This is a genomic window from Shouchella shacheensis (genome assembly GCF_001484965.1).
In the GTDB taxonomy this organism is placed as follows: Bacteria; Bacillota; Bacilli; order Bacillales; family Bacillaceae_D; genus Shouchella; species Shouchella shacheensis.
The window spans coordinates 18,412-32,755 of sequence record NZ_LLYY01000033.1 but is presented as its reverse complement, the minus strand read 5'-3'; the positions used below and the strand labels follow the sequence as shown (position 1 = coordinate 32,755).

The 14,344-nt window shown below is 46.6% G+C and carries 16 protein-coding genes; 8 read left to right on the top strand and 8 right to left on the bottom strand.

From position 1 onward, the window contains the following. Position 1: 1 nt before the first annotated feature. A complete protein-coding gene (recX, locus tag AVZ68_RS17230; protein ID WP_180316726.1) occupies positions 2-823 on the bottom strand; it encodes a recombination regulator RecX in 822 nt (273 codons plus the stop codon). A gap of 85 nt (positions 824-908) precedes the next feature. On the opposite strand from recX, the gene AVZ68_RS17225 reads away from it, so the two are divergent. The 4 genes from AVZ68_RS17225 to AVZ68_RS17210 all read left to right on the top strand — a co-directional run bounded on the left by AVZ68_RS17225 (position 909) and on the right by AVZ68_RS17210 (position 4,338). Next, entirely contained in the window at positions 909-1,811 is a 903-nt protein-coding gene (locus AVZ68_RS17225) for a TIGR01777 family oxidoreductase (protein WP_059105820.1), read from the top strand. A gap of 240 nt (positions 1,812-2,051) precedes the next feature. After that, the gene (ectA, locus tag AVZ68_RS17220; protein WP_245628170.1) at positions 2,052-2,570 is read left to right on the top strand and encodes a diaminobutyrate acetyltransferase; all 519 of its coding nucleotides are present in this window, start codon (positions 2,052-2,054) and stop codon (positions 2,568-2,570) included. A 66-nt stretch (positions 2,571-2,636) separates the two neighbouring features. Beyond that, positions 2,637-3,908, top strand: a complete 1,272-nt coding sequence (gene ectB / locus AVZ68_RS17215) for a diaminobutyrate--2-oxoglutarate transaminase (RefSeq protein ID WP_059105837.1) — start codon at positions 2,637-2,639, stop codon at positions 3,906-3,908. A gap of 28 nt (positions 3,909-3,936) precedes the next feature. Further along, the gene (locus tag AVZ68_RS17210; RefSeq protein ID WP_059105818.1) at positions 3,937-4,338 is read left to right on the top strand and encodes an ectoine synthase; all 402 of its coding nucleotides are present in this window, start codon (positions 3,937-3,939) and stop codon (positions 4,336-4,338) included. Between the two features lie 91 nt (positions 4,339-4,429). Here the strand turns inward: AVZ68_RS17210 and AVZ68_RS20355 are convergent, their stop codons facing one another. The 3 genes from AVZ68_RS20355 to rlmD all read right to left on the bottom strand — a co-directional run bounded on the left by AVZ68_RS20355 (position 4,430) and on the right by rlmD (position 6,643). After that, positions 4,430-4,597 (bottom strand): hypothetical protein, encoded by a 168-nt coding sequence (locus tag AVZ68_RS20355; protein ID WP_157404696.1) that lies wholly within the window; start codon positions 4,595-4,597, stop codon positions 4,430-4,432. A gap of 275 nt (positions 4,598-4,872) precedes the next feature. Beyond that, positions 4,873-5,169 carry a hypothetical protein gene (locus tag AVZ68_RS17205; RefSeq protein ID WP_059105817.1) on the bottom strand — a complete coding sequence of 99 codons (297 nt, stop codon included), beginning with the start codon at positions 5,167-5,169 and terminating at the stop codon, positions 4,873-4,875. A 70-nt stretch (positions 5,170-5,239) separates the two neighbouring features. After that, positions 5,240-6,643 carry a 23S rRNA (uracil(1939)-C(5))-methyltransferase RlmD gene (rlmD, locus tag AVZ68_RS17200; RefSeq protein ID WP_059105816.1) on the bottom strand — a complete coding sequence of 468 codons (1,404 nt, stop codon included), beginning with the start codon at positions 6,641-6,643 and terminating at the stop codon, positions 5,240-5,242. A 132-nt stretch (positions 6,644-6,775) separates the two neighbouring features. Between rlmD and AVZ68_RS17195 the strand changes: the two genes are divergently transcribed. Further along, entirely contained in the window at positions 6,776-7,138 is a 363-nt protein-coding gene (locus AVZ68_RS17195) for a hypothetical protein (RefSeq protein WP_059105815.1), read from the top strand. A 90-nt stretch (positions 7,139-7,228) separates the two neighbouring features. On the opposite strand, the gene pdaA is transcribed toward AVZ68_RS17195, so the two are convergent. After that, entirely contained in the window at positions 7,229-8,023 is a 795-nt protein-coding gene (pdaA, locus tag AVZ68_RS17190; protein WP_059105814.1) for a delta-lactam-biosynthetic de-N-acetylase, read from the bottom strand. Between the two features lie 159 nt (positions 8,024-8,182). Between pdaA and AVZ68_RS17185 the strand changes: the two genes are divergently transcribed. Both AVZ68_RS17185 and AVZ68_RS17180 read left to right on the top strand, forming a co-directional pair. Beyond that, positions 8,183-9,001, top strand: a complete 819-nt coding sequence (locus tag AVZ68_RS17185) for a DUF368 domain-containing protein (protein WP_059105813.1) — start codon at positions 8,183-8,185, stop codon at positions 8,999-9,001. A gap of 403 nt (positions 9,002-9,404) precedes the next feature. Then, positions 9,405-10,754 carry a hemolysin family protein gene (locus tag AVZ68_RS17180; RefSeq protein WP_059105812.1) on the top strand — a complete coding sequence of 450 codons (1,350 nt, stop codon included), beginning with the start codon at positions 9,405-9,407 and terminating at the stop codon, positions 10,752-10,754. 450 nt (positions 10,755-11,204) lie between these two features. Here the strand turns inward: AVZ68_RS17180 and AVZ68_RS17170 are convergent, their stop codons facing one another. Both AVZ68_RS17170 and AVZ68_RS17165 read right to left on the bottom strand, forming a co-directional pair. After that, a complete protein-coding gene (locus AVZ68_RS17170) occupies positions 11,205-11,849 on the bottom strand; it encodes a histidine phosphatase family protein (protein ID WP_059105810.1) in 645 nt (214 codons plus the stop codon). Between the two features lie 10 nt (positions 11,850-11,859). Then, the gene (locus AVZ68_RS17165; RefSeq protein ID WP_059105809.1) at positions 11,860-12,048 is read right to left on the bottom strand and encodes an SE1561 family protein; all 189 of its coding nucleotides are present in this window, start codon (positions 12,046-12,048) and stop codon (positions 11,860-11,862) included. A 135-nt stretch (positions 12,049-12,183) separates the two neighbouring features. On the opposite strand from AVZ68_RS17165, the gene yfkAB reads away from it, so the two are divergent. After that, entirely contained in the window at positions 12,184-13,299 is a 1,116-nt protein-coding gene (yfkAB, locus tag AVZ68_RS17160) for a radical SAM/CxCxxxxC motif protein YfkAB (protein WP_059105808.1), read from the top strand. A gap of 60 nt (positions 13,300-13,359) precedes the next feature. On the opposite strand, the gene AVZ68_RS17155 is transcribed toward yfkAB, so the two are convergent. After that, entirely contained in the window at positions 13,360-14,172 is an 813-nt protein-coding gene (locus AVZ68_RS17155; RefSeq protein WP_059105807.1) for a YfkD famly protein, read from the bottom strand. Positions 14,173-14,344: the final 172 nt, after the last annotated feature.

The window sequence follows — 14,344 nt, the reverse complement described above, 5'->3', positions numbered from 1 at the left end:
ACTAATCGCCCTCCTTCGGGTATTCATCTAAATACCTCTCAATTACATTTAAAGCGAACCCTTTTCTGTAAAGTGCCTGCTTCAGCTTCCACTTCACTTCTCTTTCTTCATACTTCTTTCTGTAGGAAAAAGCCAGCTTGTCCGCCTGATAAACTAAGGCCTTCCATTCAACTTCTTCGTCTTTTCCTTTGATCATGGAGAGCGCCTCTCTGATCGGCTCATGCTCGAACCCTTTCGAAACGAGACGGTTCATCCACTTTAGCTTTTGCTTCTCCCAAGACTCCTTTTGCTTTCTCTGCTTGGATAATTGTTTCTCGAGCCAACCATAGGCGCTCTCCACTTGCCATTCGAAGGTTAAAGGCATGAGCGCTTGCGCGATAATTGAGGACGAAATTCCTTTTTGTACAAGCTCCTGGCTAAGCTTGCGCGGGCCAACTACATGCTGCCTTGTCTTTGTGCGGATATAGGCTCCAGCAAATTCTTCGTCATTGAGAAGCTTCTCCCTAAAGAGAAAGGCCATCGTTTGCTCAATATGAGCTGGCTCCCTCTCCTTTTTTTGCAGATACGTTCTCAATTCATGGGCAGAACGAATGCGGTACGAGAGATAATGAATCGCTAAGTGCTGCGTTTTTTTCGCTTCATCAGCATCGATGAGTGCGCGCATCTCCTCTTCCTCAAGCGCTTGTCCTTTTCGCAGATTGTATTTGATGAGGATGTCTTCATCCACACTAAAAGCGTATCGTTCGCTTTCCGCTTCTTTAAGAAAGATATTGTAGCGCTGCCTTGCTTTTTTTTGCACAGTGATCTTTGAAATCGTCGTCAAATTTCTCTCCCCCTTTCTGACCATGTGTGGCCGTATCGTTTTTGGGGTATAGCTCCGTAAGTAAAGACACGAAGGAGAATGAATCATGAAAATTGCAATCACGGGTGGAACAGGTCTTATCGGCTCTAAGCTAAGTCAACAACTTGTAAACCAGCATCATGATGTCCTTATTTTAACGCGTGATGCTAGCAATAAGCAAAACACCGACCACCTCACCTATGTAGAATGGCTTAGTGATCATTCTACTCCGGAAAAAGAGCTTGAAGGCACGGATGTTTTTGTTAATTTTGCTGGAGAATCTTTGATGGGACGCTGGACGAAAAGCAAGAAAAAAGCCATTCTGGATAGTCGAGTTACCGCAACACGTGAACTCCTCTCCATCATTCATAAGCTCGAAAAAAAACCCGAGGCGCTCATTAACGCATCGGCCATCGGCTACTACGGAAATTCACAGACGGAGGAATTTACGGAGGAATCGGAACCGATCGAAGAAAACTTTCTTTCTTACGTCACTCAGAAATGGGAACAAGAAGCAGCCAGTCTGATGGAGCTAGGTGTTCGAATCGTCTACGGGCGTATCGGCATTGTTCTCGACTCCAAAGAAGGCGCATTGCCAAAGATGACCCTACCTTACCGCCTCTTTGTCGGGGGAACCGTTGCCTCAGGAAAGCAGTGGATGTCGTGGATTCACATAGACGACGTCGTTGGGCTTTTTCAGCACGCGGTTGAGAACAAAGAAATCACGGGACCTTTAAATATCACAGCCCCAAAACCAGTGAGAATGAAGGAGCTTAATCAAGAGATTGGCGAAGAACTTGGGAGACCTCATTGGATGCCCGCGCCTCAATTTGCGATTAAGTTAGCGCTTGGAGAAATGAGCACACTCGTCGTAGATGGCGCTTATGTCTCGCCAAGAAAAGCCTTCGATAGTGACTACTCTTATCATTATACAGAGATCAAACCGGCGCTGCATCAGCTTTTAACCTAGCCTTGCGACCCGATCGCAAGGTTTTTTTATCTTTTTTCATGAAAAAGGGTTTCATTTCCTGAAAACGGGTAACTAATTTGTAGCAAATAAAAAGCACTCCAATGTCAGGTCCGCTTTTTATGAGCTCACGGCGACTCAGCCGTATATATCGTTGTTTATCCACGTTGCGCTCACTTCAGAGATTACCTATCATTAAACATGGCTAGCACAACGATACTCTATTTTCTAAGGAGGAAACCATTGAGTACACAAACAGCTGTACTAATTCAAAAAGAGACCATTACCTTCTCAAAACCTGGAACAGACGACGGGGCGTCCATGTGGGAGCTCGTCAACCAATCAACACTTGATAAGAACTCTGCCTACAAGTATGTGATGATGAGCGAATTTTTCAGCGATACATGTGTTGTCGCTAAACGCAAAGGCAAAGTGATTGGCTTTGTCACAGGCTTCATCCAACCAGAACGACCTGATACGATTTTTGTCTGGCAAATTGGCATCGACTCAGAAGCACGAGGAGAAGGGCTTGCGTCACGCCTGCTCGCTGAACTTCTCAGCCAAAATGAAGAGAAGGAGATTCGCTATGTGGAAGCGACCGTTACCCCTTCCAACACAGCTTCACGTTCTCTCTTTCAGAGCTTTGCTCGCAAGCAAAAGACAAAATGCCGCATTCGTGATTGCTTTGAAACGTCTCACTTTCCTGAATCCGGTGATGACCACGAAGCAGAAGAACTATTTCGTATCGGCCCATTTAAGTAAATCGGTTCGCTTTACAAAATGTACATCTGGAGAAGGAGAGGATCTTTTTTGAGTCAAGAAACAAACATGTCCATCTTTGAAACATTAGAATCGGAAGTACGTAGCTATTGCCGAAGCTTTCCAACGGTTTTCCATAAAGCGAGAGGCTCTTATATGTGGAACACGGAAGACAAACAATACATCGACTTTTTCTCTGGTGCCGGAGCGCTTAACTACGGGCATAATGACCCTGTTATGAAAAAAGCGCTGATTGACTATATCAGTGAAGACGGCATCACTCATTCTCTTGATATGGCGACGAAGCAAAAGGCCGAATTCCTTGAAGAATTCTACAATGTGATCTTGAAACCTCGTAATCTTGACTACAAAGTCATGTTTCCTGGTCCAACAGGAGCGAACACGGTTGAGAGTGCACTGAAGCTTGCCCGTAAAGTAACCGGACGTACAAACGTCATTAGCTTCACAAACGGATTTCACGGAATGACGATTGGTGCCTTATCCGTAACAGGAAATTCCATGAAACGCAAAGGCGCTGGCATTCCACTAAACCACACGGTGACAATGCCTTATGACAATTTTGTCAATGACAACCTCGACACTCTGGAGTATCTCGAGCGTTTTCTTGAAGGTGGCGGAAGCGGTGTCGACATGCCTGCTGCGATTATTCTCGAGACAGTCCAAGGTGAAGGCGGTATTAATGCTGCTAGATTCGAGTGGCTTAAAAAAGTTGAAGAAATTTGCAGGCGCTTTGACATTCTGCTTATCATTGATGATGTTCAAGCAGGAATCGGCCGCACAGGTACATTCTTCAGCTTTGAAAAAGCCGGAATAGAACCGGACATTGTGTGCTTATCGAAATCCATTGGCGGTTACGGGTCCCCATTTGCCCTCACGCTCATCAAACCAGAGCATGACATTTGGCTACCAGGTGAGCATAACGGGACATTCCGTGGCAACAACCATGCATTTGTGACAGCTAAAGCAGCGCTTTCGTATTGGAAGGATGAAGCCTTTGAAGCGAAAATTGCAAAGCAATCTAAGACGATCTACAGCTTTTTAGAAAGCATCGTTGAGCGCTTTCCGGAGCTTGAAGGAAAAGTTCGCGGACGCGGCTTTATGGTGGGGATTGCCTCGCCGAAGGAAGGACTTGCAGAAAAAGTAGCGGCAGAGGCCTTTAAGCGCGGCTTAATTATGGAAACAGCTGGTCCAGATGATGAAGTCTTTAAATTGTTCCCTGCGTTAACAATTGAAGACGCCGTATTAAATAAGGGGCTTGAGATCCTTGAAGATGCGGTTCGTGCCGCAACAAGACCAACAGAAGAATTAGTGAACGCATAAAACGAATGAGAGTCGGAGGGAACACACCATGAAAGTAGTCAACCTTGAAAAAGATGTACTAGGAACAGAGCGAGAAGTAGAAGCAGAGAACGGCAATTGGGTTAGCCGTCGCTTGCTTCTAAAGAAAGATGGTATGGGCTACTCCGTCAACGATACGATTATTAAGGCCGGCACAGAGACACATATTTGGTACCAAAACCATCTAGAAGCCGTCTACTGCATTGAAGGCGAAGGAGAAGTCGAAACCATCGCTGATGGCAAAGTATGGCCGATCAAAGCGGGCGACATTTACGCGCTCGACAAGCACGATGAGCATTTACTTCGTGCACATGCGGGTGGCGACATGCGCATGGTATGCGTCTTTAACCCTCCCCTCTCCGGCAAGGAACACCATGATGAAAACGGCGTTTATCCTGCCGATCTTGACTAAGGATGAGTAACTCAGCTAAAACCAGTTCGCATCGTGCGAGCTGGTTTTTTGAAGCCTTGAGTGAAGTGAACAGGCTGGGGGATTCGGCGGATCATAGGCCCTTCTCTCTCTCATCCGTGCCCTTCTTGCTCACATCCGTGCCCTTCTTGCTCACATCCACGCCCTTCTCTCTCTCATCCGTGCCCTTCTCGTTCACATCCGTGCCCTTCTTGCTCACATCCGCGCCCTTCTTGCTCACATCCGCGCCCTTCTTGCTCACATCCGCGCCTTCTTGCTCACATCCGCTCCCTTCTCTCTCACATCCACGCCTTTCTTGCCCACATCCGCGCCCTTCTTGCCCACATCCGAGCTCTTCTCACTCGCATCCGAGCCTTCTTGCTCACATCCACGCCTTTCTCTCTCACGTCCTAAGCTTTGGAAGGCCTGCACTAGAAACCCCGATCTTGGGTTTCAGGCCAGGACTGAAAAATCCCGAGCTTCTACACGCCGGAGCTAGACAAAAAAAGCAAATCACAAATGATTCGCTCTTTCCGTCTAGTGCACATACACTTGCTCAAACTGAATGCTTTTTTCATCGATCCCTAATTTACGCAAAAACTTCTTTGCTTCTTTCAGCGTTCCCAACGGGTACTGAGATTGGCAAAGTTCATCTGCTCGCCTTAAGCTTTCTTGAAATGTTTGATTTAGCGCAAGATCAGCTTTAACGTTATATATTGCTTTTAATACACGTTCATCGCGTTCAAAGCTGACAAAGCCCCTCGTTTGGTTGAAATAAACAATAAGCGGAACATGTGTGGTCGGATGAATGATGTGCGTCTTATATAGCTGCATGACAGCCCCTCCTTTATCCCTTTCTTTATCGTATGGAATAAAAGAGCAAACGGTCAATTATGAACTTCTCTTAACTCGGCAGTACTAATTCTGTTACAGACTCCACCTGCGCCGTCCACGGGAACATGTCGACTGGCTGCACCGATTTCACCTTATACCCACGTTTTGTAAGCGTATGAACGTCTTTTGCGAGGGTCGAAGGGTTACAGGAGACATAGACCACTCGTTTTGGTTGAACCGACGTGATTGTCTTCAGAAGCTTATCATCACAACCACTACGGGGAGGATCTACGAGAACAACATCTGGTTTCCACCCTTCCTTAGCCCAACGAGGAAGCCAGTGTTCAGCTGTCCCAACTTCATACGTAGCTTTTGTTAGCCCCCGATTCTGCGCGTTTATTCTTGCGTCATCGATCGCCTCTTTCGTGGTGTCCATTCCACGGATTTCCGCGGCGTCCTTCGCTACCCATAACCCGATGGTTCCGACCCCGCAGTACGCATCTACCACTTTTTCCTTGCCTGTAAGCTCCGCCGCCTTTTTTGCCTCATTATATAAGGGCACTGTTTGTTCAGGGTTAAGCTGAAAAAAAGCTCGAGCCGACAACGAAAACGCGACGTCTCCCAGGCGTTCCTGAATGGTTTTCTCTCCGTCCACGTGCACGGTCTCTTCACCAAAAACAAGCGACGTCTTCTCCCCATTTACATTTTGCATAAACGAGGTGACTTCAGGCAGTCGCTTCCGTACTTCTTCAATCAAAGCCTCTCTTTTTGGAAGCTTTCTGGTGCGAGTAACGAGTACCAGCTGAACGTGGTTCGTCTCAAAGCCGACACGTGTGACGATCGTTCGCACGTCTCCGGAATGTTTCTTTTCGTCATAGATCCCAATAGTAAGGTCTGCCAAAATTTCTTTTACGACTTGGGTAACATGGTTAACCGTCTTGTTCTGCACCATGCATTCGCTTAAATCAATCAAGTCATGGGTATTCTCTTTATAGAGACCAGCGAGAACTTTTCCACCCTTTTTACGTGCTTGAAGCTGACCTTTATTTCGGTAATACCACGGGTGGTCCATCCCGATTGTTTTCTTGATAGGAAGACCTTTTCCTAGCCCAGTATGACGCTCGAACGCCTGAGCCACCATGTCTTTTTTCTCCCGAAGCGTTGCGGCGTAGCTCATATGCTGCAACTGACACCCCCCGCAGGCTTCATAGATTGGACAGGGCGGGTCTACTCGTTCGGGGGAACGCTTACGGATCTTCTTTACTTTGGCTTGCGAGAAGCGCGGCCCTGGTTTCACAACTTCCGCCACTACTTCCTCACCAGGAATGGCCCCTGGAACAAACACCACATGGCGCTTAAAGTAGCCGACACCTTCCCCGTTAATCCCTAGTCGCTTAATCGTGAGCGGGAATTGCTGCCCTTTTTCAACCGAGGACTTAGGTTTTGTGCTATTTTTGTATGAGTCGTTTCTCATCCCATTCAACTCCAACTTTTTGCTTTGATGCTATTGTACCAAAATTAATCCCCTTCCTAAACTTACTAACCCTATAAGCGTTTATCTTTGCTAAAATAGGGGAGTCATTCGCTTTTTAAAGGAGAGATTAAGTTGTCCATACCTACAGACGTTGCGTCTTTAAAAATCATGGCTCATGTGTATAAACAAAAGGAAACACAGTCCGTTTTTGTGAAAACTGTAGAGAGTTTGGTGGATACGGTTCCCTACATTGACTGGGTAGGTATTTATGTGTATGAAAATGTTGACCACAAACTCGTCGCCGCTTCCTGTTTTCAAGACGACTTGCGGTGGGAGTGCAATAGTGAGTTAAAGTTCCCGGTGACAGATTCGTCCAATTCCGAGATTGGTATGATGATTGTTCGTACGCGTGAATCGATTGCCTTTGATGTGACCGACGTGTCCACTCTTGAAACGATTGCCACCGCTATTGGGCAGGACTGCTTGGTGAATTAAAATAGGAATGGGAGAGAGGCCTGCGTTTGGGAAAACGCAGGCCTCTCTGGATGGCGCGTAGGCCGTAGGAGAGCTTCAGATGACTCCAGTTTAGAACAATGGCTGACTCAACCCAAGCTCGTCTAGACTTCTAAATGTATAGCCAAGCTTTTCACATTCATCGATGATTTTCGCCAGGGCTTCGGCGTTGTCCGGAGAAACAGAGTGCATAAGAATGATCGCCCCGGGGTGGATTCGTCTCATGACCTTTTCATACGCATAGTCTCCGCCCTTCTGCTTGTCCACCTCCCAATCTACATAGGCAAGTGACCAGAAGACATTTGTGTAGCCGAGCTCTTTTGATTTCATTAGCGTACGCTCACTGAACTCTCCGCGTGGGGGACGTAAGTAGCGCATGTAAGGGCCTCCAGTGATTTGCGTATACCTCTCTTCCACTTTTGTTAACTCTTCTTCTAGCCCAGCATCATCTTTTGCTGGCAGGCTAGGATGGTGGAAGGAATGATTGCCGACAATATGACCTTCTTCGACCATTCGTTTAACGTAATCGGCGGCTGAGTGCAAGTAATGACCCGTGACAAAAAAGGCAGCGGGCACTTCCTTTTCTTTCAGTACATCCAGCACTTTTTCTGTATAGCCGTTCTCGTAGCCATTATCAAAGGTTAAGTACAGCGTCTTTTGGTTCGGATGACCGATATAGTACCCATCTGACTGCTCTAACAGTTCTACGTAATACGGTTCTGTCCCCGACGGTGTATGTTGTGGGGCAGGCTTGTAACTCCAGTTATGCGTTTTGTTTTCGTAGGCGAGTACTTGGTCTGATAATGTGGCAATGCTTATTGCTATTAGTAAAACAATGGTTATGAAACGAGCGGCAGTTCCTTGCATCTTCTGTGCTCACCTTCCTGTATTGGCGTTCGTATAGGCTATAGTATGTCTCCGTCGTATCCCGACTATGAATGGAGGCACCTGCCAATTAGATCTCTTGCAACTTTTGATGACCTGTGGTTTGATTAAACATGTGTGAAACCAACGGGAGGATTACAGATGCTTGAATGGAAAAACATCTTTAGAGGCATGGTGATGGGGCTTACAGAGCTCATTCCTGGAGTAAGCTCAAGTACGCTTGCGATGTTAATGGGCTTTTATGAGCGCCTGTTAGGGTCGATCAATGACCTCACCAACGGTCATTGGAGGAGAGCTTTTCGCTTTTTAATTCCTCTTGGGATTGGAATGGTACTGGCCTTATTATCCTTAGCCAAATTGCTAAACTTTTTAACACAAAACCACCCCGAGCCAACTTTCTTTTTATTTATGGGGTTGATTCTTGGCGTGCTTCCTTTTTTATGGCGGTCAGCGCATCGTGCGTCAGGAGAAAGCTTTCGCGGCTTTCATTATATGATCATCTGTATTGCTTTCGTTCTTGTGGCTCTGATGAGTTTTGTAGGCGAAAACGAAGCGGTCATGACTGACTTAACAACAGGGGACTATATTTATTTATTCGTATGTGGCTGGATCGCAAGCACTGCCTTAATTTTACCTGGAATTAGCGGATCGATGATGTTTCTTTTGCTCGGCGCTTACGGAACAGCCATCAATGCTTTAGATACATTCAACCTTCCCGTCATGGCCGCTGTTGGTTTAGGCGTCTTAGTAGGGGTATTGATCACAAGCAAGGTTGTGCGTTATTTTCTCAAGGTTCATACTCAAGCCACTTATGCGGTGATGATCGGCCTTGTAGCAGGTTCCTTGCCTGTCGTATTTCCCGGGGTTCCAGCCCCCTTCCTATACGGACTGCTATGTCTTTTAACATTCATTATTGGGTTTATCGTTGCACTCGCTCTCGGCCGCGCTGGTCGTGCTTAATGAATCACATTCCTTCAAAGGAATGCGATTCTTTTTGAATTATAGATCAATTTTAAAAATATTTGACGTTCCTGTCATATTCACATAAAATAAGATTACATTTACTAAAGAAAGCGGGGTGATTCGATGGTGGAGAGTATACAGTAGATAGACAAACGGTTATTTGCGTACGTGCCGTTTGGAACTTCTTGATGCGCTCTGCATCGAGTCGGGCTTCCGCTTTTATTCTTGCGTAACCATCTACCTTACTACTTGTTCTCGTACGTGTCTTCTGGTTTAAGTGCCGGATTATTGCTTTTCATTTTAAGAACAAGCGGGCCTTCAAGTTCCAAACTAGGAAAACTTCCCCCTATTTTTGAACGTTCACTTTCAGGAGGTGACTCCCTCGACTTGAGGGGACTATTTGGACATATCGACCATAATTAACTTACTCGGAGTAACTCTACTGATTGCTCTGACCGCCTTTTTTGTAGCTTCTGAATTTGCCATCGTGAAAGTCCGGAGCACACAGCTTGAACCCCATATAGAAAACGGACGAAAGTCGGCCATCTATGCGAAGAAAGTGGTTTCTCACCTTGATGAATACCTTTCTGCTTGTCAACTGGGGATCACCATCACTGCCCTCGGTATTGGGCGTTTAGCAGAGCCAACGTTTGAACGGCTGCTTCACCCCATTATTGGTGAGTTTGCCATTAGTGAAGCGTTGGTTACAACGTTCGCTATTGTGATCAGCTTTGGGTTTGCGACTTTTTTACATGTCGTTATCGGAGAGCTAGCGCCAAAGACATTAGCGATTCAAAAGGCAGAACAGGTGACTTTGGTCGTGGCAAGACCTCTTATGTGGTTTTATCGTCTGCTCTATCCATTCATCTGGTTCTTAAATGGCTCGGCCCGTCTTTTAACACGTGCGTTCGGGTTAAAACCGGTGTCGGCACACGGGGTCACGCATAGTGAAGAAGACTTGCGTCTCATCCTATCGGAGAGCTACAAAGGTGGAGAAATCAACCAGTCTGAGTTTAAATACGTGAGTAAGATTTTTGATTTTGACGATCGCGTTGCCAAAGAAATCATGGTCCCGCGTACAGAGATTTCTGCGATCTCAATCGAAGATAGCTTAGATGAAAACCTCGAAATTATGCGGCAAGAGAAGTTCACTCGCTATCCCGTTGTTAACGGGGATAAGGACCATGTTCTTGGAATTGTCAACGTGCGCGAAGTACTTACTGATATTGTTGCCCCAGATGTTACGGAGGAGATCAAGCTTGAAAATTATATTCGTCCCGTTATTTCCGTCATTGAATCGATTCCTGTGAATGATTTGCTTATTGAAATGCAAAGGAAACAGACGCATATGGCGATTTTATTCGATGAATACGGCGGGACGGCAGGCCTCATCACAGCGGAAGATATTATCGAGGAAATTGTCGGAGAAATCCGCGACGAGTTTGACGTCGAAGAAGATCCTCTCGTTCGTAAAATTGATGAGGGCCATTATTTACTCGACGGCAAAACACTGATTACAGACGTAAATAAGCTGCTTCATGTCAATATTGATGAGGATGATGTGGATACCATCGGCGGCTGGGCCTTGACCGAGAAGTATGACGTGACGGTCGGTGAAGAAATGTACGTTGGCCATTTTCGCTTTACGGTGAAAGCATTCGACGGCCATCAAATTAAGTTGATTGAAGTGTTGAAACAAGAGGAAGAGCTCAGCGACGAGAGTCAATGGCTCACGTCACGCCCTTCATAGCCAAAAAGCACAGGCGGGTTGGTCAGGAGCGAGAATTTTGGAGCCCTGACAAAAGGAATCCCGGTTTTGGATTACATTGTCAGGGCGAAAAATCTCGAAGCTCCTACCCGCCGGAGCTAGACAAGAAAAGCGCAGGCGGGTTGATTAGGAGCGAGAATTTTGCAGCCCTGACAAAAGGAGTCCCGGTTTTGGATTACGTTGTCAGGGCGAAAAATCTCGAAGCTCCTACCCGCCGGAGCTAGACAAGAAAAGCGGAGGCGGGTTGATCAGGAGCGAGACAATACCGAAAAGCGCAGGCGTCCTGCTCACGAGTGACAAGTTCTGGAAGAACAGCAGGATCAAGCCTGCCCTTTGGCTTGATCTGGCGGTCTGAAGAAACCTCGAGGAGTGGGCGCCGGAGCTAGAAAAAAGAACCAGAGCATAAGCTCCGGTTCTTTTTGTCCTATCCATTTACAGCAGTCCATGCTTGACATTAATCTCAGTCCGAATCGAGTCTAAATGCGCCGTGCGGTTTGTATAATGAAGCAGATAGCGGTCCTCTCTTTTCCTCCACTCAAGATGAGTCACACTCGTATTGCCAATCATAAACGGCCGCTCATAGCTTGCCCAGTTTTCGCCAACGAGAATATACATGAGCAAACAACTAATGAATCCGCCATGCGAAACGATTGCGACATTGTCATGGGCATGTGCCTTTTTCAACTGTCTAAGCACGCTGTGTGAGCGCTCTGTTAGCGCTTCGTTCGTTTCCGTCCCTGGTAGCCCTGAAGTAATCAGTGGCTTTTCCTTCGTTTCCGGAAACTTCTCGGCAATTTCCTCACGTGTCAGTCCTTGCATCGGACCAAGATGAACTTCCCTGAGGGCTTCCCACCGGTGTACCCGCTGCCCAAACTCCTTGGCAATCGCTTCAGCAGTTGTAGACGCTCTTTTCAAATCGCTGCTATAAACATACTCGATATCCAGCTCCTGACAGAAGCTTGCTACTGCCCCAGCCTGCTCATGCCCAAGATCTGTTAAGGGAAAATCCATTGTTCCTTGAATCTTTTTAGAGCGGTTTCCTTCCGACTCCCCGTGCCGTACAATGTATAAATTCATAGAATGCCCCCTACTCTGGCCAGTCTTTGCGAAATTGTTTGCATTTTACTTCGATATCATCAATCATGGAAAGCAAGCGATCCAATTCTTCAACGGAGGCCGTGTCAGCGTTCATTCCTTCCACAACATTTGCGAGAAGTTCGAAGCGTCTCTGCAAATAGGCAAGCTGACGGTCTTTTGACTCAATTTTTCCACCCAAATGTACCTCTCCTTTTCTTTTCACCGTTCTTAGTTTAACAGAGGAACGACTTTCGCTCAATTCTTGCTCCGTATCTTTTGTTTCCAGCTCAAATACGCTAAGATGGAAGGATGGCTGGTAAAGGAGTTTGATAGTATGATGGGACTGACCAAAAATCGCATCACCCCTGTAAATGATCCGTGGGAGGCTTATCGTGATGTAGAGGAATTTGGGCGTGTAACGCTTTCCAACATCGAGGTGACAACCACAACGCTTTGCAATATGCGCTGTGAGCACTGTGCGGTTGGCTATACGCTTCGCCCAAAAGATCCGGATGCCCTGCCACTTGAGGTGTTGCTTCATCGTTTAGAAGCACTTCCACACCTCCGTGCCTTCAGCATAACCGGCGGAGAACCGATGATGTCGCAAAAATCCGTGCGCGACTATGTCCTCCCTCTTCTGCGCTATGCACATGGACGGGGGGCGCGAACACAAATAAACTCCAATCTCACGATGCCACTGGAGCGCTATGAAGCCATTCTTCCGTATCTCGATGTCTTACATATCTCACACAATTACGGGAGCGTTGAAGATTTTTCGGACATTGGCTTTGCTATGGCCGAACGCAAACCTGGCGAGAAGCAGCGACAGGCGATGTTTGCACGCATGATTGACAACGCCAAAGCACTCACGAGTCGCGGCGTGATGGTTTCAGCAGAAACGATGCTCAATAAGCGCACCTTGCCTCACCTAGAGCAAATTCATGAGCAAATTGTTGAAATGGGCTGTCAGCGCCATGAAGTCCACCCCATGTACCCAAGTGACTTCGCCAGCGCTCTTGAGGTGACATCTCTCCCTACTATTCGCGAAGGCATCCACCGATTGTTAGACTGTCGGTCTCCCGAGATTTGGATGCTTTTTGGAACGCTGCCTTTTTATCCTTGCAGCACTAATGAAGAAGACCTCCGCCTGCAGAAACGCTTGTACAATGAGAAAAACGTCACCGTGCGCAATGATCCGGACGGTCGTTCAAGGCTTAACGTGAACATCTTTACAGGTGACATCATTGTCACCGACTTTGGTGACACGCCAGAGCTCGGAAATATCCAATCCACAAGCTTTGAAGAAGCGTATGAGAAGTGGAAGGCATCGGCGATAAATGATTCGCTTTCCTGTCACTGCCCAGAAGTGAAATGTTTGGGGCCTAACGTGCTTGTGAAGGACACCTATTACAAGGCTGTCGATTTTCGCAAACGATCGTCTAACCTCTAAAGAAAATGGACACCTTACGCAAACGAGCCCTTGAACAGTCAAGGGCTTCTTTTCTCTCGTCTATTGCGGCTGTTTGGCTGCAACAAAGCTAAAGGACACATTGTCTTGAACAGGAATCCAGGCACCAATTCCTTGTTCGGTCACATTTTTAACTTCAAGTTTTGGCTTCCCTGCTTTTAGCGTTAAATAGACTTCTCCGTAAGTAACGCTGCCTTTTTCAAGCACGGCTGGCACATGACCGTGCAAGTAACCGACTTGCTTTGTTGGAACATTGTACGTTTGGTTCTTTTTTGTGCCTTGACCGATGACCGTGTCAAAGGAAAGGGGCAGACTCGTCTTTTCTGCTGCATGAATCATCATCATCTTCTCAACTGCTTCTGCGTTTGGAATCTTTGCTGTAAGCCCACCGGATACTTTCTTCTGCTGTTCTTGGGTGTAGGTGAGTGTTTTGGAATCTTTCCCGCCGCGGTTGTCACTATAGTTCGTATTCACTTTTTCGTACTCCCAATTAACCTCTGTTTCCTTCGAATCGTACGCAAGCGGCCATTCCCCTAAGTAAATGGACGCCTTCATGACGAAACCGAGCTTCGGATAGTGAATGCTTGATTCGTTCATGATGCGGATTAAGTCTGGATTCTCGATTTTTTCAGAAGTAGAGTCAAGCAATTTTTCGGCAAGTGAACTTGGCTGCAGGTAAGGCAAATCCTGCGTCGGATTTTTGTAGGTGTTTTCCTTTGAAATAGACAGGACGGAACTCGGAATCGCAAAGCTTTTTTCTTCCCTTGGTTCATCTGCCTCTTCAGCCAGCGTATCCAGACTCATTCCCATGCTAAGAATCAGTGCCAGCAATGCAAGTAGCGCTATTTTCTTCATTTTTTCATGCCTCCTTTTTCAATTTGTACGTTTATGTTTGTTAGTTTTTTACCGATCGCTGCTTTTTATCCGTTACTCGATAACAAAAAAGAGGCAACAGCGGAACGCTGCTACCTCTTTTTCCCTAAGACATGCATTTATTCACTTTACAATCTGGGGTCGAAACGATGTT